At 57.1% G+C, this 23,758-nt stretch carries 18 protein-coding genes; 7 read left to right on the forward strand and 11 right to left on the reverse strand.

All coding sequences use genetic code 11. The annotated features are described in order from the left end of the window. Positions 1-3: 3 nt before the first annotated feature. The 11 genes from FBR45_RS16710 to FBR45_RS16760 all read right to left on the reverse strand — a co-directional run bounded on the left by FBR45_RS16710 (position 4) and on the right by FBR45_RS16760 (position 16,165). Entirely contained in the window at positions 4-1,326 is a 1,323-nt protein-coding gene (locus FBR45_RS16710) for an MFS transporter (protein WP_138504359.1), read from the reverse strand. 27 nt (positions 1,327-1,353) lie between these two features. Beyond that, a complete protein-coding gene (locus FBR45_RS16715) occupies positions 1,354-1,998 on the reverse strand; it encodes a bifunctional 4-hydroxy-2-oxoglutarate aldolase/2-dehydro-3-deoxy-phosphogluconate aldolase (protein ID WP_138504361.1) in 645 nt (214 codons plus the stop codon). Next, positions 1,995-3,005: a 2-dehydro-3-deoxygalactonokinase gene (locus FBR45_RS16720; RefSeq protein ID WP_138504363.1), complete on the reverse strand. Its 1,011-nt coding sequence runs from the start codon at positions 3,003-3,005 to the stop codon at positions 1,995-1,997. Before FBR45_RS16720 ends, FBR45_RS16715 begins: the two co-directional genes overlap by 4 nt. A gap of 47 nt (positions 3,006-3,052) precedes the next feature. Further along, positions 3,053-5,236 (reverse strand): outer membrane protein assembly factor BamB family protein, encoded by a 2,184-nt coding sequence (locus FBR45_RS16725; protein WP_246082291.1) that lies wholly within the window; start codon positions 5,234-5,236, stop codon positions 3,053-3,055. A gap of 50 nt (positions 5,237-5,286) precedes the next feature. Continuing rightward, on the reverse strand, positions 5,287-6,282 hold the full coding sequence (locus tag FBR45_RS16730) for a hypothetical protein (protein WP_246082275.1): 996 nt from the start codon (positions 6,280-6,282) through the stop codon (positions 5,287-5,289). After that, a complete protein-coding gene (gene dgoD / locus FBR45_RS16735) occupies positions 6,282-7,529 on the reverse strand; it encodes a galactonate dehydratase (protein ID WP_138504367.1) in 1,248 nt (415 codons plus the stop codon). The genes FBR45_RS16730 and dgoD overlap by 1 nt, the downstream gene beginning before the upstream one ends. 26 nt (positions 7,530-7,555) lie before the next feature. Beyond that, on the reverse strand, positions 7,556-8,911 hold the full coding sequence (locus FBR45_RS16740; protein WP_138504369.1) for an enolase C-terminal domain-like protein: 1,356 nt from the start codon (positions 8,909-8,911) through the stop codon (positions 7,556-7,558). A gap of 109 nt (positions 8,912-9,020) precedes the next feature. Next, entirely contained in the window at positions 9,021-10,556 is a 1,536-nt protein-coding gene (locus tag FBR45_RS16745) for a SusD/RagB family nutrient-binding outer membrane lipoprotein (protein WP_138504371.1), read from the reverse strand. Between the two features lie 70 nt (positions 10,557-10,626). Beyond that, the gene (locus tag FBR45_RS16750) at positions 10,627-13,761 is read right to left on the reverse strand and encodes a SusC/RagA family TonB-linked outer membrane protein (RefSeq protein WP_138504373.1); all 3,135 of its coding nucleotides are present in this window, start codon (positions 13,759-13,761) and stop codon (positions 10,627-10,629) included. A 53-nt stretch (positions 13,762-13,814) separates the two neighbouring features. Further along, entirely contained in the window at positions 13,815-15,059 is a 1,245-nt protein-coding gene (locus FBR45_RS16755; RefSeq protein WP_138504375.1) for a mandelate racemase/muconate lactonizing enzyme family protein, read from the reverse strand. Between the two features lie 68 nt (positions 15,060-15,127). Beyond that, entirely contained in the window at positions 15,128-16,165 is a 1,038-nt protein-coding gene (locus FBR45_RS16760) for a LacI family DNA-binding transcriptional regulator (protein WP_138504377.1), read from the reverse strand. 321 nt (positions 16,166-16,486) lie between these two features. Here FBR45_RS16760 and FBR45_RS16765 point away from each other — a divergent pair, with 321 nt between their 5' ends. The 7 genes from FBR45_RS16765 to FBR45_RS16795 all read left to right on the forward strand — a co-directional run bounded on the left by FBR45_RS16765 (position 16,487) and on the right by FBR45_RS16795 (position 23,628). Then, a complete protein-coding gene (locus FBR45_RS16765; protein WP_138504379.1) occupies positions 16,487-17,638 on the forward strand; it encodes a flavin-containing monooxygenase in 1,152 nt (383 codons plus the stop codon). Between the two features lie 58 nt (positions 17,639-17,696). Further along, positions 17,697-17,882 carry a CsbD family protein gene (locus FBR45_RS16770; RefSeq protein WP_077921142.1) on the forward strand — a complete coding sequence of 62 codons (186 nt, stop codon included), beginning with the start codon at positions 17,697-17,699 and terminating at the stop codon, positions 17,880-17,882. A gap of 157 nt (positions 17,883-18,039) precedes the next feature. Further along, positions 18,040-19,359: a TolC family protein gene (locus FBR45_RS16775; protein WP_138504381.1), complete on the forward strand. Its 1,320-nt coding sequence runs from the start codon at positions 18,040-18,042 to the stop codon at positions 19,357-19,359. Between the two features lie 75 nt (positions 19,360-19,434). Beyond that, a complete protein-coding gene (locus FBR45_RS16780; protein WP_138504383.1) occupies positions 19,435-20,529 on the forward strand; it encodes an efflux RND transporter periplasmic adaptor subunit in 1,095 nt (364 codons plus the stop codon). Positions 20,530-20,591: 62 nt separating this feature from the next. Then, entirely contained in the window at positions 20,592-21,842 is a 1,251-nt protein-coding gene (locus tag FBR45_RS16785) for an ABC transporter permease (RefSeq protein WP_138504385.1), read from the forward strand. Positions 21,843-21,935: 93 nt separating this feature from the next. Further along, positions 21,936-22,637 (forward strand): ABC transporter ATP-binding protein, encoded by a 702-nt coding sequence (locus FBR45_RS16790; protein ID WP_138504387.1) that lies wholly within the window; start codon positions 21,936-21,938, stop codon positions 22,635-22,637. Continuing rightward, positions 22,609-23,628: a sensor histidine kinase gene (locus tag FBR45_RS16795; RefSeq protein ID WP_138504390.1), complete on the forward strand. Its 1,020-nt coding sequence runs from the start codon at positions 22,609-22,611 to the stop codon at positions 23,626-23,628. The genes FBR45_RS16790 and FBR45_RS16795 overlap by 29 nt, the downstream gene beginning before the upstream one ends. Positions 23,629-23,758 lie beyond the last annotated feature (130 nt).

A 23,758-nucleotide genomic window follows, 5' to 3' on the forward strand; every position in this document is an offset into this window, starting at 1 on the left:
GCGCTACCGGAGCTGCTCGATGCTCACCAATTTGGGATTTCTGGTCAACATATGAATGATGAGCCAGGCCACCAGATAGGTACAGCCACAAATTGTAAACAGCACATTATACCCCCCGGCCAGGTTTCCGGCGGCTTTGTAGCTGTCCAGCAGGCTCCCCACCAGCATCGGAAAGAAAATACCACCCGTGGCGCCCGCCATACCCGCAATACCGGCGGCCGAACTAACGGCCTGCTTCGGAAACAGGTCAGAAGCCAGGGTAAACACATTGGTGGCCCAGGCCTGGTGAACCGCGACCGCCAGACTGATCAGTCCGACGGCGACCCACACGTCCGTGGCAAACTGAGCCATGATGATAGACAGTTCCAGCCCCGCAAAAACCAGTAATACCGTTTTTCGGGCCTTCAGCGTAGGCCAGCCCCGCCGGATCAGCCACGACGACAGGTATCCTCCGCCAATGCTCCCTACGGTCGTGGCTCCGTAAATCAGCATCAGTTCGGGGCTCGGCTTTTTCAGATCCAGCTCAAAGGTGGACGAAAAATACGAGGGCAACCAGAACAGGAAAAACCAGTAAATCGGGTCGATGAGCCCCTTGCCGGTGATAAGCGCCCAGGTCTGCGGCAGGGTGAATAGTTTGAACCAGTTGATCGGCTGTTTATCGGTCGAACCGGCTTCCTGCCCGCTGGTGATGTAGTCGTATTCGCGGGCCGACAATCGCTTTTGCCGGGCCGGTACGTCGTAGAAGATCAGCCAGAACAGCAGCCACACGAACCCCAGGGCGCCGGTTATCCAGAACACCTCCTGCCAGCCGTACCGGCTCAGGATCTGCGGCACAATAATTAGCGCTACCACAACCCCCACGCTGGTACCGGCGTTGAACAGCCCCGTAGCCAGCGCCCGCTCGCGCTGCGGAAACCATTCGGCTACGGTCTTGACGGCCGCCGGGTAATTACCCGCTTCGCCCAGTCCCAGCCCAACGCGGGCCACCCCGAACCCAAATGCACTCCGGGCCAGCGCGTGCAGCATCCCGGCTACGCTCCACCAGACAATCGTGACAGCGTACCCAATTTTGGTACCGACTTTATCGATGAACCAGCCGAAGGCCAGCAGCCCAACCGCATAGGCCGCCGTGAAGGCAATTACGATACGGGCAAAGTCGGTCTCGGTCCAGCTGAACTCCACCTCCAGAATGGGTTTGAGTAACCCGATGATCTGCCGGTCGAGGTAGTTGATGGTAGTAGCCGTGAACAGTAGCACGACGATGAACCAGCGGTAGCTGGTGCCCGCCGTAACAGGGGCCAAAAGGGGTTTTTCGGGCGTGATCATAGGGACAAGGGTTAGGACGGGATCGGATCAGACAGTGTGGGGCAGCTTCTCCAGAAACCTCTGGAAGTGCGTTTTCAGCAACGACCACTGCTTATCCCGGATGAGGGTTTTATCGAAGAGGTGGCTACCCACACCTACTCCACTGGCGCCGGCCCGGAAGAACTGGTCCAGGTTAGCCAGGTTGACGCCACCCGTAGGCAGCAGTTTAATTTGAGGCAAAGGGCCTTTCAGATCGCTGATGTACGCCGGGCCGAGGGTGGTTGTCGGAAACACCTTCACCATCGATGCCCCCAGAGTCCAGGCTTTGTACACTTCCGAGGGGGTAAACGCCCCCGGAAAAATGGGAACCCCCCGCTCGACACAGCCTCGGATCACCGCTTCGTCGATGATGGGGGTTACGATGAACCGGGCACCGGCTGCCAAAGCTTTTTCCAGCTCCTCAGCCGTGCATACGGTACCGGCACCTATGTTAAGGTCCGTTCCGTACTGATCAACAGCCTGCCGGATCATGTCTTCGGCACCGGGGGTATTGAGCGTGATTTCGATGGTTGTCAGGCCGGCATCCCGGTAAACGGGCAATACCTGCGCCACGTCGTCGGCAGATACGTTTCGGATAATGCCTACGAGAGGAGCCTGGTCAAATCGCGTCCAGGAAAATGCGGAAGTAGTCATCGGGTCGTTTCTTTTACAGTCTGATTCCGGAACAGGAGCATCTGCCCCTTGCTGGCGGCTTTGTCAATTAATTCGGCCGGCAGAATGGTGGTACGGACCGAGAGGGTGAGTTCATCGATAGCCAGCTCATAGAAGGCGGTTAGCCGGCTGCCGCTGCAAATGACCAGCGGCCAGTCGGTCTGGGTGAGCAGCGGATACAGTTCAGCCCCAATGATCAGCCCGCTCAGGTAGAACGCGTTCTGACTTTTGGTGAGCGTCTCGAACAGCTGGTTGGTTCGGGTCGTGAACAACCCGTTCAGCAGCCCGGACGTAGTTGCCTGCCGAACCCCGCGCCGGAACGCTATCTTGTTGGCCGCCGTAAAGCTGGTCAGGCTGCTCACCTCAACCGACTCCCGCAGCAAACTCTGATGCGCCATTAGGTCGAACAGCTCGCCGGTCATATAGGTCGTGAAATTCAGCAGACGCCCGTTCTGCACGTACAGGTGTTTCGAGTGGGTACCCGGAAAGACGAAAATAGCTTCGGCAGTGCCAACGCCGGCCTGGCTGAGGAGCGCAATGAGTCCAATCAGCTGCGTTTCTTCGCCCCGCATCACGTCCTGCTGGCTTCTCACACCCGATATCAGCAGCATCTCATGCGGGAAATCGGGTTCAGCCTCGTAATACCGCACACTGGCCTGACTGCCGTCAAGCGCAAACGGCAGGGTCGCGTAGGGCACCTCTTCCATACCGATCGATGATGACGCCATACCGGATATGACAAGGGGGACCTTCGTCAGATCGACCGACACCTGCTGAGCCAGCACCTGAATCTGCTGCCGGAGTTGCCGGCGAAAGAAATGCTCTCTGGTCAGGCCGTTGACCGCCCCGGTCTTTCGCCAGGCGTCAAACGTCCCGGCTATGCCCTCTCTGGCTATGAGTTCACCGACACATTGATCGTCGCTATACTGCAGCAGCTGTAACCGAAAAAACGAGGTTCCCCAATCACAACATAAGAGATAATTTGACATCGGGCGAGTTGTTGAGAGTACAGAATGAATGCCGGCTATTCTTCGGGTCATGGACGCTTCGGTAGCGCGAAAGCCACATACGAGCCCCCCGACTTCAATCCGTACCGGGTTCCGCCAGCCGCTATGGCCACGTACTGCCGACCGTTGACCTGGTAGGTGATGGGGGTCGCGAACCCGCCCGCCGGTAACTGATAGCTCCACAGTACACGACCGGTCTGTTTGTCAAACGCCCGTAGGTTTTCGTCGTAGGTAGCCGCTATAAACAGTACCCCCCCCGCCGTCACGAGCGGTCCACCGTGGTTTTCTGTACCAGTCTGAGCAATTCCCTGGCGGGTCAGCTCGGGATACTCGCCCAGTGGTACTTTCCACCGGTACTCACCCGTGTTAAGGTCGATCGCGTTGAGCGTGCCCCAGGGTGGTTTAACCGCCGGGTAGTTGTCTTGGTCCCGAAACTGGGTAGTTCCGTTGTTCAGATAGGGAGGCACGTACGGGAAATCACTGCCCCCTGCCGGACTCGTCGGTGCCGCCACCGCATGAACGTCGACAGCTGCCGAAGCCGTCAGGGCGGGTTTTGTGTTGAGATTCAACAGAAACTGTACGATGGCCTCCCGGTCTTCCCGGGCTAGGTGCTGAAACGAAGGCATGCGCCCCCGGCCCGAAGCCAGCAACTCAAGAATCTGCTTTTTATCGAGCCGTTTGCCTACCTCGGTCAGGTCAGGATAAGCCTGAGCCGTTGTGGCCGATGCCGTACTCTTTCCGCCCAAACCGTGGCATACCGAACAGTTGTTGTTGAACAACGACGCCCCCCGGCCCAGGGCCACGCCGGTTGGCTGAATTCGACTGTCACGCATCTTGAGCCACCAGAGCATATTGTTCCCGTTGACGTACAGCACGCCATCCGGATCAGCCGCAGTACCGCCCCATTCGGCACCGCCCCCGAACCCCAGGAACAACGACCCTTCTTCGCTGGGCGGCATGTATTTGCTACCCCGACGGCTGTTCCGAAAGCGCTCCAGCACATAGGCGCGGGCCGCGGGCGTACGATTGGTCAACGTGGCCTCTGTCACGTCCTGAAGCGCAAATGGCGCTGGTTTTGTCGGTACGGGCTGCGTGGGCCAGGGCTGCTCACCGGGCAGAGCGGGTGCGGTAGGTACCGGTACTTCTTTCACCGGAAACAGGGGTTTGCCCGTTTCCCGGTCCAGCACGAAGACATAGCCATCTTTCGTAGCCTGCGCCACCGCATCGACCAGCCGACCGTTCTGTCTGACGGTGATCAGGTTGGGCGGACAGGGCAGATCGCGATCCCAGAGATCGTGATGAATGGTCTGAAAATGCCAGATTCGTTCGCCGGTTCGGGCGTTCAGGGCCAGAATGCAGTTAGCAAACAGATTCTGACCGGCCCGCGCACCCCCGTAGAAATCGACCGAGGGCGAACCGGTGCCGGCATAGACAATGCCCCGTTTATCATCGACAACCATACCTGCCCAGCAGTTGGCCCCACCCAGTTTGCGGTACGCATCTTTCGGCCAGGTTTCGTAGCCGTACTCGCCCGGCAGCGGAACCGTATGGAAAGCCCAGGCCAGCTTCCCCGTTCGGACATGGTAGGCCCGGATCGTACCCGGTGCGGCATCGCCCCCTTCCGACACCCCCGACCCCATCACCAACAGATCCTGGTAGATAACGCCGGGGGTTGTGGCCCGAACCGACAGGTTTTGCAGGTCATGGCCCAGCGTTTCCCGGTCGCCTACCCCGTCGTGCAGGTCTACGATTCCGTTGGTTCCGAAACTGGAGATAGGTGCTCCCGTTTGCGCGTTTATGGCGTATAGCGATGAACCCACCGAGTACAGAATCCGCTGATCGGCTCCGTCGGCCCAGTAAACAACCCCACGGAGCGGATGAAACTGAGGTTTCTTCGCCGGGTCGGTAAATGGATCGAAGAGCCAGCGTTTTTGCCCCGTAGCGGCATCGACGGCAACGAGTTTCATCCGCGGGGTCGTTCCGTACAGGACGCCATTCACCACGATCGGCTGGCACTGGATGTCCATACCCCGCTCGGCTGGGTTGTTATTGTCGCCCGTGTCGAACGTCCAGGCCAGTTGCAGTTCCTTCACCGTACGGGTATTAATCTGCGCCAGGGGAGAATACCGATTGCCGGCTTTGTTTCCTCCATAGGCGGGCCAGTCTGCCCCGGCCGGCGGGTCGACGGACCGCTGGGTGTCGTTCACTCGCATACTGCCGGACAAGAGCAGCGCACAGCCGATAAAAAGGTTATTGACTAGTTTCATGGGACCGAATTCTCATAAAACGTGTAGTTTATTTTCCACGTCACCTCCTGGCCGGGTTCGGCCCGCAGGCGGATATACGGTTCGGGGCAGGACGTGGTGGCGCAGGCCCAGAACACCAGTTTCTCCAGCGGCTGGTCGGCGGTCATCCGCACCGAAGCGCCCGTTTTCCGGTTCTCGATCCGAACGTCATAATCGCTTGCCGACGGACCAAATCCCTGCAACCCGGCGCTGAACACCTGCTCCCGTTTTTCGAGCGGGCGGGCGTAAACCAGCTTGTTCCCCTCCGTCAGAATGGTACTGCCAAACCCTTTGCCTTCGGCCGTCACCGCAAAAGGAAAACGGATTTCTACCCCTGGCCCCGTCGGCTGTTTGTCGATCACGAAGAAGTTGTGGTTATACACGCTGGTCTCTATACGCCGTTGACCAGTGTTCTTCAGTCGGTGTTCCAGCACCAGTTCGGGCTTTCCGTTGGTGAGCCGTACGGTCTTGGTGTACTGATAGCCGTAGCCGGCTGCGTCGGTTAACTCGTGCCGGAAAACCACCCGGTCGGCATAGGTCCTGACGCTCCGCTTTCCGTAGTTGACTACGTCGTAATACGTAGCAAACGAGTACGTTTTGGCGTCGGGCCTGCGAAGGGCCCCTACCCCGATTTTTACGAACGTAGCCCCCGGTTCAGCCTCGGTGAAACCCAATGGGGTAAATTCTTCCACCGGCCCGTTAATGGCGTCGTGGATTTTGGGGTCGTAGGCATCGTACCACGGCTCTACGAACCGGTGGCCTTTGTAGTCGAGGAATCCGAAGGCGCCCGACCAGTCGAAACGGGTACCCCGGTAGTAGCCCCGTGCCGTATCGGGCAGGTACAGCGACGTCCGAATAATCCCGTTCGAGATAAGCACCTGGGGTGCATCATCAGGAATGCGGGCGCCGATGCCCAGCACCAGCAGGCCGCCAGCCAGTACCGTCGTTTTCGCAAAAGCAGTTGGTCTCATCATTACCAGTCGACAACCGACCCGTCGAGGGCATTATACGTTTCGGGGTTTTTCCAGTCGTGGCCCAGTTTATCTTTCAGCTGCGCATCGTCCAGCTCGATGCCCAGCCCCGGCCCCTGCGGGATCATGACGGTACCGTCCTTTTGCAGTTTGAAGGGGTTTTTCAGGTAGCCTTCACCCAGCGTAACCTGCTCCTGCACCAGAAAATTGGGCACGCTGGCCGCCAGATTCAGGCCCACTGCCAGCGAAATCGGCCCCATGGGGTTGTGGGGCGCTATGGGTACGTAATAGGCCTCGGCCATGCCCGCAATGATGCGTCCTTCGGTAATACCACCGGCATGGCACAAATCGGGCTGAACGATGCTGGCCGCTCCCTTTTCCAAAATTTCGCGGAAGCCCCATTTCGTAAAAATTCGTTCGCCGGTAGCGATGGGCAGATGGGTACCACGGGCAATATCGACCATAGTATCGACATTCTGCGCCTGACAGGGTTCTTCGATGAACATGGGTTTGAACGGCTCCAGCTCCTTGATCAGCACCTTGGCCAGCTGGGGCGAAATGGACCCGTGAAAGTCGATGGCAATGTCCATATCGTCGCCCCCGGCTTCACGCAACGACGCAAAATTATCGACCGCGTACTTGATGAATTTAGGATTCTCGACAATGTTGGCGGGGTTCTGTTTGGCAACGCCGGTTTTTATTACGGTGTAGCCCTCGGCCTTGCGCTTCTTCATATCGTCGGGGGTGCTGGCGCGGCCGTATACCCGAACCCGGTCGCGGGTGGGTCCGCCCAGCAGTTCGTAAACGGGTACGTTCAGCAGCTTGCCTTTAATATCCCAGAGCGCATGGTCGATCCCACTCAGCGCGCTGGTCAGGATGGGCCCGCCCCGGTAGAACGCATGGCGGTATATGGCCTGCCAGTGGTGTACAACCTGCCGCGGATCTTTACCGATTAGGTAGGGCTCAATCTCTTTGATAGCCGTCTGAATGGTCAGCGCGCGCCCTTCGAGCAGGGGCTCGCCCAGGCCGGTTACCCCGGCATCGGTGTGTATTTTGAGGAAGATCCAGCGAGGCTTTACCAGAAACGTTTCCAGCCGGGTAATTTTCACTTTCCCGTAGCCCTGGAACGGGGGCGGGCTGGCGGCATATGACCGCTCGGGCAGTACCATGGTACTCATGCCGGCCACACCCAGCACCGACTGGATAACCGACCGGCGGGAAACGGCATTGGTTTTTGGGGATGATTTCATACAGGTTCAGGGAGTTTAAGGAGTGATCAGGGGCGAATGATGGTGCCGTCCATTTTGCGGACCTGCCAGTTCGACTTGGTTGTGATGGGGTATTTGGCGGCTTCTTTTTCGTTGATATCCACCCCCAGCCCCGGCACCTCGTTGACCGACATATACCCTTTGTTCATGGTCGGGCAGCCGCTGAACACCTCTTTCATTTTATCGGAGAACTGGACGGCCTCCTGGATGCCGAAGTTCCAGACGGCCAGATCGATGTGCGCGTGGGCGGCATGCCCCACCGGCGACACATCGCCCGGGCCGTGCCAGGCGGTCCGGATGTTGAACCACTCACCCAGCCGCGCTACTTTCATGGCCGGCGTAATTCCGCCAATCTGCGAGACGTGAATCCGAATAAAGTCGAACCACTGGTTTACCATAGGCTCCTTGAACTCATTGATGTTGTTGAACAGCTCGCCCATCGCGATCGGCACCGAGGTTGCCTGCCGCAGGTTGGCGAACCACTTCATGTTTTCGGGCGAGAAGGGGTCTTCGATAAAGAACGGGCGGTATTCTTCGACCTGCTTGATCATGTTGATGGCATCGATGGGCTGCACCCGCTCGTGAATGTCATGCAACAGCTCGACCTCTTCCCCGCATCGCTTGCGCACCACCTCAAACATTTTCGGAACCGACTTCAGGTACAGTCGCTCGTTCATGTAATTATCGGTTTCGCCCCCAAAGTTGGCCGCTTTGAAATCGGGCTTGTCGGCCGTGGCCCCTACTGCGCCGTAGCCGCCCTGCTGAATCCGGATGTACCGAAACCCCTGTTCCATGAATTTAGTCACGCTCTCAGCGGCTGCTTCGGGCGTATTGCCACCGGCATGGGTATAGCACGGAATGGCAAACCGAACCTTTCCGCCCAACAGCTGATAGACCGGCATACCGGCGCGTTTCCCTTTGATGTCCCACAGCGCCTGATCCAGCCCGGAGAGGGCGTTGTTGAGCACGGGGCCGTTTCGCCAGTAGGAGCTGACATAAGCCGCCTGCCACATGTCTTCAATATTGTCTACATCTTTACCCACGCAGAACTCATTGAGGTAGGTATTGATGGCAACGACCACGGCCGCAGCCCGCTGGGTAAACGTAGCGCAACCCAGCCCATATAGGCCCGGCTCCGTCGTTTCCACTTTTACCACAATCAGGTTCGACCCCTGCGGAGCCGTAGCAATCGCCTTAACACTTTTGATTTTGACCGGTGCGGCCCCTACTGCATAGCGGGCCACCGGTTTCTGTTCGCGGGCTTCGGCGGTAGAAGGGCCTCCGAAGAGCCCCAGCAAACCGGCCGAAGAACCCATTCCCAGCATTTTTAGCGTATCCCGGCGACGTTGATCCAATGTATTCATGAACGTTTGTAAAGGTTTAGGTGATTGTTGCGAATAATCCCCCCGCCTGTGGGCAGGCGGGGGACCGGAAAGCCGAAGCCAGCCGATGGAACGAATGTGGAGTAAAAGACTATTTTTTATCCCACCATACCCGTGTATCGAGATTGTTAGGCCCCTGACGGGTAATGGCTTCGTTGAGATTCCCGGAGTTAACAACAATCTCGCTGTCAGGATAAGGCAACCGCCGGATGAAGTCGCCCTTCACTTCCGAGCCGGGATAGGGGTTCTTCTTCAGCGCCGGGAAGCCGCTACGGCGGAAATTGGCGAACGACTCGTTACCGTCGAGGAAGGTAGCGACCCAATACTGGGTGTTGATCTGCTCCAGCGCCCGGCTCGCATCCAGCGGCTGCGCATCCAGATACGCTTTGATAGACGCTTCGGGGATAGCCGCTCCGTACGAGGCCATCTGCTCCAGATTTGCCCGAACACCCCGCCCAAAATAGTCGGCCGCCGACCCCGTTACCCATCCGCGAACAGCTGCTTCGGCCAGCAGAAGCTGTACCTGGGCGTAGGTGATGTGGAACTCGGGCGCGTCTAATTTCAGCACAGTGTTCAGATTCACCTGCGAATAATCCCAGAGACTGGCGACCCCGTTCTGCGCCAGGGTCGACGTAATGGTAACGTCATTATAGCCCATGGGCATACCGATCTGGACTTTAGGGTCCGACGAGGCCCGGGCGGCTACCTGCTCCTGCCCGCCTTTGGCCCCAACATAACGAACGGCAAAAACCGAAAGCCGAGGGTCATTATTGTCTTTGAGGTAGTTGACAAACGGAGCGGCCAGGTAAAAATTCGTTTTTTCGCGGGCCGCCAGGTGGTTGGCGATGTAGTTATTGTAAATGGCCGTATGCCGAATGATCGAGTTGTCGGCGTTGGACTGAAAGACGCCCCCTGCCACGGCTTTGGCCACATAAGCCTGCGCCGTTGCCGGATCGACTTTGGTCAGCCGCATGGCCGCCCGCAGCATGAACGAATAGCCCAGCTTCTTCCATTTGGCAACGTCGCCCCCGTAGAGAATATCGGTCGTGACAGCAGCCTGGGTCGTGGTTAGCGCGGCCGACGCTTCGTCCAGCTCCTTCAGAATATCCTTATAGATAACCTGCTGCGCGTCATACTTGGGCGTAATGATCTCGTTCGTATACCCCTGGCCGGCTTCGAAGTACGGAACATCGCCGTAAGTATCGCTCAGGATCATGAACACGTAGGCCTTCCAGATGCGGGCTGCGTTATACGTATTCACCTGCAGCGGGTCGCTTTTTGTCTGGTCAAGCACCGCAACGAGCTGTTTCAGGACATTGCGGTAAAAATTGGTCCAGACCAGGGGGGTGTTGCTGTTGTTGATCTGATCATAATTGGCCCCGGATAATGAACTACCGTAGGGCGTGATGATCTGCTGTACGATCCCGAAGTTGTAGGTGAGCATCCCCAGCGTGCCGAACCCGTCGAGGTAAGTCGTACTGATGATGGCTTTGTTAAGCACCAGCGAGGGCGCCAGCGACGTTGGATTGACCCGGTTGGTGTTGAGTTCGGTAAACCCGTCGTCGCAACCCGTAAACAGACCCAGCGAGAGTACGAGGGCCAGTATGTATGTTTTTTGTCGTTTCATGATGTCTTTGATAGAATGTTAGAATCGATGCCGTTTGCAGATGGGCGAAACAGAATACCCGATACGGGCTTTAGAACCGCACGTTTAGGTTGAAGCCGATGCTACGGGTCAGCGGCAGACCCGGCCAGAAGTCGAGGCCAACGGCATTATCCGACGACACCAGCACTTCTTCCGGGTCCATGTTTTCGGTCCATTTTTTGAGTACCAGCACGTTGTTGGCCACCGCATTCAGCCGCAGTCCTTTGATGAAGAAACTGGCCGGTAACAGCTTGCTGAAATCATACCCCAGGGTTAGCTGCCGCAGCTTCCAGAACCCGGCATTCGACACAAAATCCTCGTTGATACCCAGCGGGTTGATCGACTCATAGAACGGCTGTACGGCGGCTCTGGTCTTGTTCACCTCGCCGTTTGGATTTACCCCATTGCCGATTACATACCCTTCGGCCCGGCCGGGCAGGGTCCGCTTCGACAGCCCGTGGCGGACGTAGTTGATGTTACGACCCGCAATCATCTTGTGGCCCAGTTTGAAGTCGATCAGCGCCGACAGTACGATCCCCTGGTAGGTAAAGGTGTTGGTAATACCACCGAAATACCGGGGCAGGGCGCTGCCAACGTTCTGGAGTACGTTGTTGCGCAGGGGCATGCCGCTGTTGGCATCGAACACCTGACGACCCTGAGCATCGCGCAGGTAGGTGAACGTGTACAGTTGCCCGATCGGTTTGCCCACCACCTGGTTCAGCACCCGGCCTCCGCCACTGCTGACCGTAATGACGGTATCGTTGGGCGACAGCCCAAGCCGCAGTACTTTGGAGGTGTTGTACGATACGTTCGCGCTGACGTCCCAGCGGAACGCCCGCGTCGACACCGGCGAGAACGACAGCAGCATCTCCAGCCCCTGGTTCATGCTACGCCCTACGTTGATCAGCTTGCTCGTATACGACGACGCATCGGACACCTGCGCGGCCAGAATCTGATCGTCGGTTGTTTTGTGGTAGTAGGTAAAGTCGAAGCCTATTTTGTTCTGGAACAGTTTCAGCTCCAGCCCCACCTCGGCTTCCTGAATCCGAAGCGGCCGCAGGTTTTTGTTCGGCACTACGGTCGCGTTGATTCCCCCGACCGGCACCAGCGCGCCCGATGGGTTCGGGAACGAGTTGTTGTCGACGGCAAAATACAGCGCGTTCGAATACGGGTCCACGTTGTCTGATCCCACCTGGGCGTAGGCGGCCCGCAGTTTCCCGAAGGTCAGCCAGCCCGGCAGGTTGTCGAAGGCCTGCGAAAAGACGAAACTCCCCGTCACGGACGGGTACAGGATGCTCCGGTTCGATGGGGCCAGGGTCGAGAACCAGTCGTTGCGGGCCGTGGCATTCAGGAACAGAAACTCCTTGTACGAAATAGTAGCGGCCCCGAAGACGGAGTTGATTTTTTTCTCGGCCAGGGCGTACAGGGGGTCTTTGATCCGTCCGTTCATCACGGTATACAAACCAGGCTGTACAAAGTCCTGCACCGTTACGCTGTTGTAATCGTTACGGGCGTAGCGGGCGTTGCCGCCGAGCGTCAGGTCGACCCCGATGGCACCAAAAGTTTTGTTCATGCCAATGATCAGGTCGAGGTTCCGCTCCAGGTTCTGCCGCACATCCTGTGTGTAGGAACCGTTGACGAAGCCCACCGGCGCCCGGGCAATGGGCGCGTAGCCGTTCGGAATGTTATAATCCTGATTGCGGACGTACGAATCCTGCGCCAGCCGCCCCTGCACGTAGAGCCAGTCGGTGAACTGGTATTTGAGGGCCAGGTTCCCGAACAGCCGGCTCCGCCGAACGTTCTCGAACTTGTTGTTCATGGAATAGTACGGGTTGTTCCGGACCAGGAACCGCGAAAACACGAACTCGTCGCCATTGGGCAGGGTCTGGTTCTGGCGCAGGGCCTCAAACGGCATGGAGTTGGCCAGAGTGAAGATGACGGTCGAAACCGACAGGTCCTGCGTATTGAGCTGGGGCGGATTTATGTTGTTTTCCAGCGAGTAGTTGATGTTTCCCAGCGCCGTTAGCTTGCTGGTAATGTTCTGCGTGAAGCCCAGGTTGATCACCTTCCGGTTGAAAGTGTTGTTCTCCATAATGCCTTTGTTGTCGGTGTTACCGAACGACAGGCTGAACCCACCCGAGGGCCCGTTATTGGCCACGGTCACCGTATTGGTAAAGTTGGTACCGACCCGATAAAACTTCTTCACCCGGTCAAATACCGGCTCGTAGGGCCAGGTTTCGTTATCGAACAGGGTCTGGGTCATGCCGGGCTGAAACTTCTCGCCGAAGCTCCATACGCCCGAGGTGGGATTGGGCGTGGTGGGTCGTTTGCCGCCTTCGCCCTGCCCGTATTCGTACTGAAAATCGGTGAAGTCGAGGGGCGTATCGGTCGTAAAGTTGGTGTTGTAGGTGACGCCGAATCCCTTGGCCGACCCCTTGCTTTTGGTCGTGATCATGACCACCCCGTCTTTGGCACGGGAGCCGTAGAGAGCAGCCGCTGTTGCCCCTTTCAGTACCGTCATTTCTTCGATATCGTCGGGGTTGATACTGCTCAGCCCGTCGCCCCCGTCGGAGCTGTTGGAAGCCCGGTTGCCAAAATCACCCCCCAGCGAATAGTTCGAGTTGTCGATGGGCACCCCGTTCACCACGATCAGCGGGTTGTTCTGCCCACTGAACGACGACTGGCCCCGAATCCGGATCTTGGCCGTTCCGGCGGGGCCGGTTCCCATGGAGGTGATGTTAACGCCAGCCAGTTTTCCCTGGAGGCCATTCACGAAATTGGGCGTACGGTTCACGTTGATCTGCTCGGCATTGACCGTGGCGGTTGCATAGCCCAGCGTTTTCGATTCGCGCTTGATACCCAGGGCCGTAACGATTACCTCATCGATGGCTTTCGCATCTTCGACCAGCTGCACGTTGATGATGGACCGATTGTTGACCGGAACCGTCTGGCTGACGTAGCTGATGTAGGAAAATACCAGCGACGCATCTGACGCCACATTGATCGAATAATTACCCGACGCATCGGTCGCGGTACCCAGCGAGGTACCACCCACTACCACGTTCACACCGGGCAACCCCTGGTTATCGGCGCCGGTTACCCGGCCGGTTACCCGGTTACTCTGTGCGAAGCCGTAACCCTGACACAGCAGGACAAGCACCACAAGTACGTTTATAGGTTTTTTCATGGGGCAAGGGATTATAGGTATATAGAAAGGCACTCAAAGCGAATCTGGACTGATCACCAGTTGTGAATGGCCCCGTCGGGACTCTTCAGAATCGGATGCGGATATTTCGTATTGGCCGTTACTTCCAGCACGAAGGTGGCTTTCCTGGGGTTGAACGTCACGCCCAGCCCCGGGTCGGGTTTCAGATAGAGCTTGCCGTTTTTGAAGTTCACCAGGTCTTCGTTGAAGTACTCGGGCCGCTCGGGCTCGCCACCGGCCAGCTCCATCAGGCAGCGCGTCGGACTGCTCGATCCCAGCACGTGTACCAGGGCGGCCACGGCCAGCGGGCCGGTGAAGTGCGGAATCATGCCTACGTAATGGGTTTCGCACATGGAGGCCAGCTTCTTGAATTCGGAGAGGCCGCCCGTGTTGGGCAGGGTAAAACGGGTATAGTCGATGAGCCGCTGCTCGATGAGGTTGTTGCTATCCCAGCGGTCGCCAAACTGCTCGCCAACGGCAATGGGTACGGTGGTCATCTGCCGCACCGTTTTATAAACCTCCGGATTTTCGGAGCGGATAATATCCTCGACGAAGTAGGGCTCGAGATTCTCCAGCGCTTTGCAGATTTTCACCCCTTCGGTCGTATCGAAGCGGGTGTGCAGGTCGATGGCCCATTTACCGCCACCACCCACGGCCGCATCGATTCGTTTGCAGAGGTCGATCGTTTTTCGGGCGTTGTCGTAAAAGTCGAACGGCTCGGTGCCGTTGCCGCCGGTTGGCCCGATGCGGTAGGCCCGTAAGCCGGCTTCGATGCAGTCGCGGGCGCGCTCCTCTTCGGTTTTGGCTTTAGAAGCCCGAAAACCTGTGGCATAGCACTCGACATAATCGCGGGTGGCCCCGCCCAGCAGTTCGTAGACTGGTACCCCCAGCGCCTTCCCCTTGATATCCCACAAGGCCATGTCAAGAGCGCCCTGCGCGTGGAGTTTTTCGCGACCCGGCGGATAGAACATGCCCCGGTACAAATTCTGCCAGATGTGCTCGATGCGAAACGGATTCTCGCCGATTATCATCTGCGCGCACTGCTCGATCATATCTTTGGAGCCACCCTCGCCAATACCCACGATCCCCCCATCGGTTTCAACCTCAACAATGCCCCGCGCCTGGTTGAAAAGCGGTTTGGTATAGCCAGGGGCTGCGTAATAGCGAATTTTGGTGATCTTCAGTTTAGGCACAGCAGCCTCCGGGGAGAGCAGAGGCAGACCGGCCAGCGCTGCCGTTGAGCCAAGTAGCGATGATCTGATAAAGGTTCGTCGTTGCATATAGGTAGGTTCAGGAATTGCAGAAAACGATTGCTTAAACGATTAAGCAAGGGGCTAAAAATGTAAGCCTAGTCAACGAGTACTTTTATTTTTGACGAGTTGCGGGCAATTAGATTAGCTTCCATCAGGATCTGTTTTCGCTCCTGCTGGGGGTCTTTGAGTTTGTTAATCAGTACATCGACCGATGTTTTGCCTAGTGCCTCCATCGGCTGTTGCAGGTAAGTGATGGGGCAGTAATAGAGATCGAATGCTTCGGCCTGGCCAAAACTCACAATAGCCAGATCGTCCGGCACATTCAGGCCCAGTTCGTTGATGTATTTTAACCCGCTGATCGCCAGGCGGTACGTAGCAAATATCAATGCATCGATGGGCTTTTCAGCGGCCAGCATCAGGTCGATACCGGCCCGCACTTCCAGATCGACGTTGGTAAACTCGACCTCGGTCAGCCACTCGGCGCAATACCCGGCCTCGCTGCCCCCGAGTGCATCCACATACCCCCGAATCCGCTCCCGCATATGAAACAGCTGCGACCGGTAAGCTACAAACCCGACATGCTGGTAACCGCCCTCTACCAGATGCATACCTGCCTGATAGGCAGCCTGGTAATTGTCCAGCGCTACGTAGTCCGTATCGATATCCGGAAAGTAGCGGTCCAGCAACACGAACGCAATGTTTCTGTTCTTCAGGTACTGAATCTGCTCTTCTGTGTGTTCAGACGACACGATGATGAACCCATCCACCTGCCGGTTTATCAGTACATTGATCAGATCCCACGACTTATCGGCGTCTTCGTCCGAACTCCCAATGATGACGGTATAATCGTTTTTCTTGGCTTCATCCTCTACGATCCGGGCGATATTGGCGAAAAACGGGTTCGATATATCGGCGATGATCAGGCCCAGCGTACGGGTTCGTCCACTCCGGAGGCTTTTGGCCAGGTAATTCGGCTGGTAGTTCAGGTCAATGGCAATCTGTCTGACCCGGGCTGCGATCTCTTCCCCTACCCGACTTTCCTTCTCCTTACCATTGAGTACGTAAGACACCAGCGCCGTCGATACACCCGCTTTCTGAGCAATGTCTTTCAGGGAGGCTTTCTTCTTGTTCATACGGGCAGGCTGGGCTGATCCGGTCAGGCCTTACCCGGCTGAGGCAGTCCTGACGTAACGACTGCCAAAACTAAGCTTAATCGTTTAAATACAAACAATAGTAGCAATAATTTTTTATTTATTTTCATTATTCATTGTTCTCTAACGAGTATCTGTTGCTGCTGGTTAGTCAGGTAAGCAGGCTCATCAGCCCGCCGTAGCCGCTCTTCCGTAAACCGGCCTGGCCCGGAGCATACAGCCCGGAGTTTACTGGTATACGGCGTTTATTTAGTAGTTTCAACCCTTATTTATCCGTACACCTAATCGACCAACGGCTTCATCATGCAGTCTCATTCCGTAACGACACTGATCATCGGGGCCGGTCCGGCGGGTCTGGCTATGGCTGGTCAGCTGGCCCACCTGGGTATTGCCAGCACCGTGCTGGAAGCCAGCGACTATGTGGGTTTTGCCTGGCGTACTCATTATGACCGGCTGCACCTGCATACGGTCAAGGAGCATTCGTCATTGCCCCATCTGCCCTATCCGGCCAGTTACCCGACCTACGTATCCCGGCTCCAGCTCGTGGAATATCTCGAACAGTATACCGAACATTTTGGCATCAAACCCCTTTTCAACCAGAAAGTGACGGCTATCCGGCCCGGCCAGACAGCTGGTCGATGGGAGGTCCAAACGGAAACAGACCTGTTTCTGGCCGAACGGGTCATCATCGCAACCGGATACAACCGAGTGCCGAACGTACCAGAGCTGCCGGGTCAGTCGGCCTTCAGAGGCATCATCTGGCACAGCCGCGAGTATCGCAACGGCGCACCGTTTCAGAATGAAGACGTGCTGGTCGTTGGCATGGGCAATACCGGCGCCGAGCTGGCCCTCGATCTGCTCGAACACGGCGCCCGACCCGTTATTTCAGTACGTCGTCCCATCAATATTGTCCGTCGGGACGTATTCGGGAGACCGGCACAGCCTACGGCTATCTTCCTGAGCAAGTTTCCGCACTGGTTCTACGACCTCATGACGGGGCTGTCGCAGCGATTGACGGTGGGCGACCTGACGGCCTACGGACTGGGGAAACCCGACCATCCAGCCTCCTACGACACCCGGCGGGGTAAGATTCCCGTCATCGACATCGGCACCCTCGATCAGATCAAAGCGGGCGCCATTGCTGTTGCCCCGGCCATTCGTCAGGTCAACCCCAAAACCGTCACTTTTGCCGACGGCAGTGAACGCCCTTTCGACGCTATCGTTCTCGCCACTGGTTACCGGCCGGGTCTGCTCCCCCTGCTCGGCGACACCCTGGCTGGCCAGATTTTGAATGAACGAGGTTACCCCAGGCAGCTCTGGTTCGACGATCCGGGCTTGCGCGGACTCTATTTTCTGGGCTTCACTACCCCGCTGACCGGAGTCATCTACAACCTGACCATCGACTCGGAAAAAATCGCGAAGCACGTTTCCCAAAACAATTCTGTCACGGCATAGTTCTATTTATGTAGTCACGGTGGCTACGGATGTATTCAACGTTATAATCACTACTATCATGAACGAGACAACAATCAAAGGTGGCTGGAACGAACTGAAAGGTAAAATCAAACAAGCCTATGGCGATTTGACCGACGATGATCTGGCCTACGAAGAAGGACAGGCCGATGAGATGTACGGCAAAATCCAGCAGAAGACCGGCAAGACGAAAGACGAAATTACGAAAGCCATTGCCGATCTGTAAACGACGGTGATGTCTGCATACAGCCGGGCCTGATAAGGTCCGGCTTTTTTTGTGGCCTGAAATGGCAACTTCGTGGGGTATTTTTTCTGGTTCATGCGAATTGCTTCTGATCAAACCGCCGGTTCAGTCTTCTTTTGGGGGTTCATTGACCCCGCCCATGAAGAACCGTTTTTTAATCGCCGGTCTGCTCATAACCGCCCATACCCTCCCGGCGCAGACCGTTGTCACCTCTGTGCAGGACGCGCTGACCCTGGCCCGCCGGAACAACCCGGACCTGGTCAACGCCCGGCTTAACCGTACGGCTCAGGAACAGCAGCGCACAGCCGTACGGGCCAGCCTGCTCCCCTCGGCCCGGCTCTTTACCAACTTCGATTACAACTACGCCTTACCCGTGCAGCTCGTACCGGCCGAATTTGTGGGCGGGCGCGTCGGCGATTTTCGGGAGTTTCGGTTTGGCCTTCCCTTTTTCCTGACGGCCGGCGTTGAAGTCAACGCGCCGATTCTGAACCGCCCGGCCCGCGCCGACCGGACTATTGTTGACCAGAATCTGCGTATCATCGACAACCAGACGCTGGTGTTGCAGGACGAAGTATCGACCCAGACCGCGCGCCTGTACCACGCGACCCTGCTGACCCGGGCCGCCATCGGCATCTACCAACGTAATCGCTCGGCGGCCGATACGCTGGCGCAGATTGCCGCCCAACGACTCGACAAAGGCCAGATCGAACCGCTCGAATACAACCGAATCCGGTCGGTACAGTTGACCACAACCGACATTCTTTACCAGAACGAACTAACCTACGCGCGCAACCTCGCCCAGCTCAAACTCCTGCTGGGCCTGGCCCCCGCCGATAGCCTGGTCCTCGCAGAAGAACTAACCAACCGCCCAATCGACAACCTGGCCAGCGAACCGACAGGCAGCCCGGCCGAACGACCCCAGGTGACCCTTCAGCAATCGCGGGTGGCTCTGTCGCGATTACAGCTCGACCGCGAACGGCTCATGCGCTGGCCAACCCTTTCGGCCTATGGACGCTATACGCAGCAGGCCCAGCGAGACCAGATCAATTTCCTGAACCCGAATGAACGGTGGTTCACTATTGGCGTAGCGGGTTTGCAGTTCAACTACCCCCTTTACTCGGGCGGCCTGCGGACCAGCAACATCGCCCGGGCGCGGCAGCTGCTGAAAGTAGCCGAGGCCGAACTGGCCTACGAAAGCGACCGCCAGGCAACCGATACTGACGATGTCCGGAACACATACAACCAGGCCGTTCGGTCGCTGGGGCTGAACCGGCAGAATTACGACCTCAGCCATCAGAACGTCCAGATTGCCCTGGTTAAGTACCGCTCGGGCCTGTTCGCCTACGACCAGTACCTGAACGTTTTCAACGAAGCCCTTAGCGCGCAAAACCGGTTCCTGACCAACCTCTCGAATGTATTTATCAACCAGACCATCCTGCAGATCCGCAGCGGCCGATAAACCCGACCAGACCAGGCGTGACGACTGACACCGCCCCGTACACCATGGCCCGCATCCCGACAATTAACTGCACACATGAAAACAAACCCATACCTGTTAGGCCTCCTGGGAATACTGTCTGCCTGCAACCGGGGCAGCGAGGGGGTATCACCCACTTACCGTGACCTCACCGAAGCGGTCTACGCTTCGGGCAGCATCTACCCAAGAAATGAGTATACCGTCACGGCCGACGCCACGGGCCTGTTGCAGCAGCGACTGATCAACGAAGGCGATACCATCCGTCGGAACCAGTTGCTGTTTGTGCTCGAAAGCGCGGCCGAAGATGCGCGTCAACGAGCGGCTGCCAGCGCCTACCGGCAGGCCCAGGCCAACCTGGGCGCCAACTCGCCGGTACTGGCCGAACTGGAAGCCCAGGTCCGGAACGCCCGCACCCGACTCGCCAACGACTCGATCAACTACAGCCGCTTCCGGGAGCTGTATGCCCAGAATGCCACCTCCCGCGCCGAGCTGGAACGGGCTGAGCTGAACTACACTCTGGCCCGCAATAACCTGCGGGCGCAGCTGAACACCCTCCAGCGGAGCCGTAATCAGATTCAGGTCGACGTTGAAAACAACCGCAGTCAGCTGATATCTTCGGAAGAGGCAGGCCGCAGCACGCGGGTCCGCAGTTTTGTGGATGGCAAGGTGTACGAAGTTTATAAAGATCCCGGCGAGGTAGTGCGGGTGGGTGACCAGCTGGCTCTGGTAGGCAGCAGCCACCAGCTGTACGCCCAGCTGGCCGTCGACGAGAGCGACTTCGGCCGGATACGGGTTGGGCAGACGGTCATGCTGAAGGCCGACGTGTATCCCGACAAAGTGTTCAGGGCGCGCATCGCCAAAATCTATCCGAAGCTCAATCGCTCCGATCAGTCGTTTCGGGTCGACGCTGAATTTACCGATGCCAGCCCCGCGTCCTATTACGGCCTCACGGTCGAAGCCAACATCATCATCAGCCAGAACCGGCGCGTGCTGACCATACCGAAATCTTACGTCGTTGGCTCCGACAGCGTCTGGATCGAGCAGGGTGGTAACCGGCAGAAAGTACGCTTCCGGAAAGGCGCCGAAAATTTCGACCTGGTTGAGGTGAAAGGCGGCCTGACGGAGGCTTCCAAACTGATTTCGATTGATTGAGCGATTGCATTGTTTTTCAGTAGTCTACACTCAATCACCGATTCACTCAATCTTTCGTTCTCATGAACATCAACATAGCGGCTCAGATTGCCCGGACGCATTTGCTGGCCAAGAAACGCCAGACACTGGTTGCCATGCTCGGCGTCACCTTCGGTATTGCCATGTTCATCACCATGATCTCGTTCATGCAGGGCGTCAACCAGTTTCTGGAAGATTCGGCGCTCGATGCCAGCCCGCACATCCGGGTCTATAACGAAGTGAACACGCAGCGCCCAAGCCTGATCGACGAACAGAAACCCGGCGGGTTCAACGTAGTCTACCACCAGAAGCCGAAAGACGAATCGGCGCGACTCAAGAACGGACTTCAGATTGCCGAACGCATCGGGCGCGAAGCAGGGGTGCTGGGGGTATCGCCCCAGGTAGCGACCCAGGCCTTTTACAACAACGGCCCCATTCAGCTCTCCGGCACCATCTCGGGCGTAGACATTGACCGCGAGAACCGGCTTTACAAACTGACAAACCGGCTCAAGTCGGGCAGCCTCAACACGCTGAAAACCAATCCCGACGGCCTGATTATGGGAACGGTACTGGCCCGCAAGCTGAACGTTCGGATTGGCGACAAAGTCACGGTAACGACTCCTACCGGCAGCACCCGGATTTTGCGCGTGGTGGGCACCTTCGGGTTCGGCGTCGGCACGGTCGACAATACCAAGAGTTACGCCAACCTGGCTACGGTACAGGAGATTCTCCAGCGAGACCCCAGCTACATCACCGACATTCACGTCAAGATGTTCGACCCACTACAGGCGCTTCCCTTCGGCCAGAAGATACGGGCTGTCTACGGCTATTACACCGAAGACTGGGCCACAGCCAACACCGCCATCCTGGCCGGCGAAAAAATCCGGAATATGCTCACCTACGTGGTGTCCATCACGCTGCTCGTCGTGGCCGGGTTTGGCATCTATAATATTATGAACATGACCGTCATCAACAAAATCAAGGACATTGCGATCCTGAAAGCCACCGGCTTCGACGGGCGCGATGTGGTCGCTATCTTTCTGTTGCAGGCCGTGTTTATCGGTTTTACGGGCGGCCTCCTGGGGCTGGCCATCGGCTTCGGGCTAAGTTATCTGCTCTCGATCACGCCCTTCAACGCGGGTGATTTCCTAAGCATCAAAACCTTCCCGGTCATTTTCGACGGTACGTACTACGGTCTGGGCCTATTGTTCGGGGTCATCACGACAGTGCTGGCGGGGTATTTTCCGTCCCGCAAAGCCGCCCAGGTAGACCCAGTCTCAATATTACGAGGATAGATTTTTTGAGTGATGAGTGATGAACTATGAGCGATGAGTTCTTACCGGTCATCTACGCGCATCACTCATCACTTATCACTTATCACTAAAACAATGTCTACGGTTCTTTCGGCTCGGCACCTGAACAAGTTTTTTTATGATCCTGATAAATTTCAGGTTCTGAAAGACGTCACGTTTGAGGTGCAGACGGGCGAATTTCTGGCCATAGTGGGTAAGTCGGGGTGTGGCAAAAGTACCCTGCTTTATCTGCTCTCGACGATGGACACCGACTACGACGGGGAGATCGACATGGCCGGTACGACCCTAACCGGACGGAGTCAGAACTTCCTGGCCCAGTTCCGCAACGAGCACCTGGGTTTCGTGTTTCAGTTTCACTTTCTGCTCCCCGAATTTTCGGCCCTGCAAAACGTTATGTTACCAGGACTCAAACTGGGCAGGTATCCCGAGAAAGAGATCGAAGAGCGAGCCATGGAAAAACTGCGACTGATCGGTATGGCCGACTATGCCCGGAAACCGGCCAGCAAACTGTCGGGCGGGCAACAGCAGCGGGTAGCGATTGCGCGCGCCCTGATCAACGACCCGACCATCATCATGGGCGACGAACCGACCGGGAACCTGGACCGGGCCAATTCCGAGAACGTGTTCCGTATCTTTCAGGAGCTGGCGGCAAAGGGGCAAACCATCATCACCGTTACGCACGACCCCGATTTTGCGGCCGGCACTGACCGTATCATTGAAATGAGCGACGGCAAGATCATCAGCGGCCATGAAAATTCACATCGACAAACGCATTGAACTGGCGTTTCTGTACATCTCAATCATGGGCATTGCCGTCCGGTACTGGGTACTGCCCGACATCCGGTGGTGGCAGCAGGCATTGCTGTTCATTGTCACGATGATGATGCTGAACGCCGTCTGGATCTTTCATTACGTATTCAACCACTGGCTGAATCTGCGCTTTCCGTTCGAACGTAGCGTAACCAAACGCATTGTCATTCAGCTGATCGGCAGCTGGTCGGTGGTTAAGACCGTACTGATTATCTGCAGTATGCTGGTTGTTCATCGCATTGTTCCGTCGCTGTCGGAGTTCTTCAACCGACTGACCCTGATCGCGCTGGGCGTCGGTATTTTTCTGGCCAACGTTGTCATCAGTTTGGGGTTCATTGCCAACCAGCTGTTTCAGCGCTGGCAGGCCGACCAGCTCCGGGCTGCCCGGCTCGAAAAAGAAAAAGCGCAGGTCCAGTACGACAACCTCCGAAATCAGCTGAACCCCCACTTTCTCTTCAACAGCCTGTCGTCGCTCGATAACCTGATTGACGACGATCCGGCGCTGGCCCGGCGGTTTCTGCAACAGCTCTCCAGGGTATTCCGGTACGTGTTGCAGCACAAAGACCGTGAGCTGGTGCCGCTGGAGACCGAGCTGGCGTTCATCAAAAACTACGTGTCGCTCCTGCAAACCCGTTTCGACGGCACCCTGTCGATTCGCTGCCAGATCGAGCCCGACGATACCGAGCGACTGATTGTACCCGTTACGCTTCAGATCCTGATCGAAAACGCCATTAAACACAATGTCATCAGCGAAGCCCAGCCGCTACCGATACTGATCACGACCGACCACGAATACCTGACGGTTTCGAATCCGGTCCAGCGCAAAAAACAGATCGGCACTTCCAACGGGCTGGGGCTTCAGAACCTGACCCTGCTCTACCAGTTTCTGACGCCCAAACCGGTTGACATACAGGACGCCGACAACCAGTTTCGGGTGCGGGTTCCGCTGGTGGGCTGAGTAGTCCGACCTGACTATGATTCGTATATGTCCAGGCCATAAGCCGGGAATGGGTAGCTTTCTGCATCCATCCTTTTGGTGCTTTGGCATCGGCCGGAAAACTTTTTTTGCCACCGACCGCAAGTTTAGC

Source organism: Spirosoma lacussanchae, assembly GCF_005870035.1.
GTDB classification, from domain to species: Bacteria; Bacteroidota; Bacteroidia; order Cytophagales; family Spirosomataceae; genus Spirosoma; species Spirosoma lacussanchae.

Bases quoted from the DNA above. Each gene is read 5' to 3' on its own strand.
- FBR45_RS16745 (WP_138504371.1), bottom strand. From the start codon at position 10,556: ATGAAACGACAAAAAACATACATACTGGCCCTCGTACTCTCGCTGGGT.
- FBR45_RS16780 (WP_138504383.1), top strand. From the start codon at position 19,435: ATGAAAACAAACCCATACCTGTTAGGCCTCCTGGGAATACTGTCTGCC.
- FBR45_RS16765 (WP_138504379.1), top strand. From the start codon at position 16,487: ATGCAGTCTCATTCCGTAACGACACTGATCATCGGGGCCGGTCCGGCG.
- FBR45_RS16710 (WP_138504359.1), bottom strand. From the start codon at position 1,326: ATGATCACGCCCGAAAAACCCCTTTTGGCCCCTGTTACGGCGGGCACC.
- dgoD (WP_138504367.1), bottom strand. From the start codon at position 7,529: ATGAAATCATCCCCAAAAACCAATGCCGTTTCCCGCCGGTCGGTTATC.
- FBR45_RS16715 (WP_138504361.1), bottom strand. From the start codon at position 1,998: ATGACTACTTCCGCATTTTCCTGGACGCGATTTGACCAGGCTCCTCTC.
- FBR45_RS16725 (WP_246082291.1), bottom strand. From the start codon at position 5,236: ATGCGAGTGAACGACACCCAGCGGTCCGTCGACCCGCCGGCCGGGGCA.
- FBR45_RS16795 (WP_138504390.1), top strand. From the start codon at position 22,609: ATGAAAATTCACATCGACAAACGCATTGAACTGGCGTTTCTGTACATC.
- FBR45_RS16730 (WP_246082275.1), bottom strand. From the start codon at position 6,282: ATGATGAGACCAACTGCTTTTGCGAAAACGACGGTACTGGCTGGCGGC.
- FBR45_RS16740 (WP_138504369.1), bottom strand. From the start codon at position 8,911: ATGAATACATTGGATCAACGTCGCCGGGATACGCTAAAAATGCTGGGA.
- FBR45_RS16760 (WP_138504377.1), bottom strand. From the start codon at position 16,165: ATGAACAAGAAGAAAGCCTCCCTGAAAGACATTGCTCAGAAAGCGGGT.
- FBR45_RS16770 (WP_077921142.1), top strand. From the start codon at position 17,697: ATGAACGAGACAACAATCAAAGGTGGCTGGAACGAACTGAAAGGTAAA.
- FBR45_RS16785 (WP_138504385.1), top strand. From the start codon at position 20,592: ATGAACATCAACATAGCGGCTCAGATTGCCCGGACGCATTTGCTGGCC.
- FBR45_RS16720 (WP_138504363.1), bottom strand. From the start codon at position 3,005: ATGTCAAATTATCTCTTATGTTGTGATTGGGGAACCTCGTTTTTTCGG.
- FBR45_RS16755 (WP_138504375.1), bottom strand. From the start codon at position 15,059: ATGCAACGACGAACCTTTATCAGATCATCGCTACTTGGCTCAACGGCA.
- FBR45_RS16775 (WP_138504381.1), top strand. From the start codon at position 18,040: ATGAAGAACCGTTTTTTAATCGCCGGTCTGCTCATAACCGCCCATACC.
- FBR45_RS16790 (WP_138504387.1), top strand. From the start codon at position 21,936: ATGTCTACGGTTCTTTCGGCTCGGCACCTGAACAAGTTTTTTTATGAT.
- FBR45_RS16750 (WP_138504373.1), bottom strand. From the start codon at position 13,761: ATGAAAAAACCTATAAACGTACTTGTGGTGCTTGTCCTGCTGTGTCAG.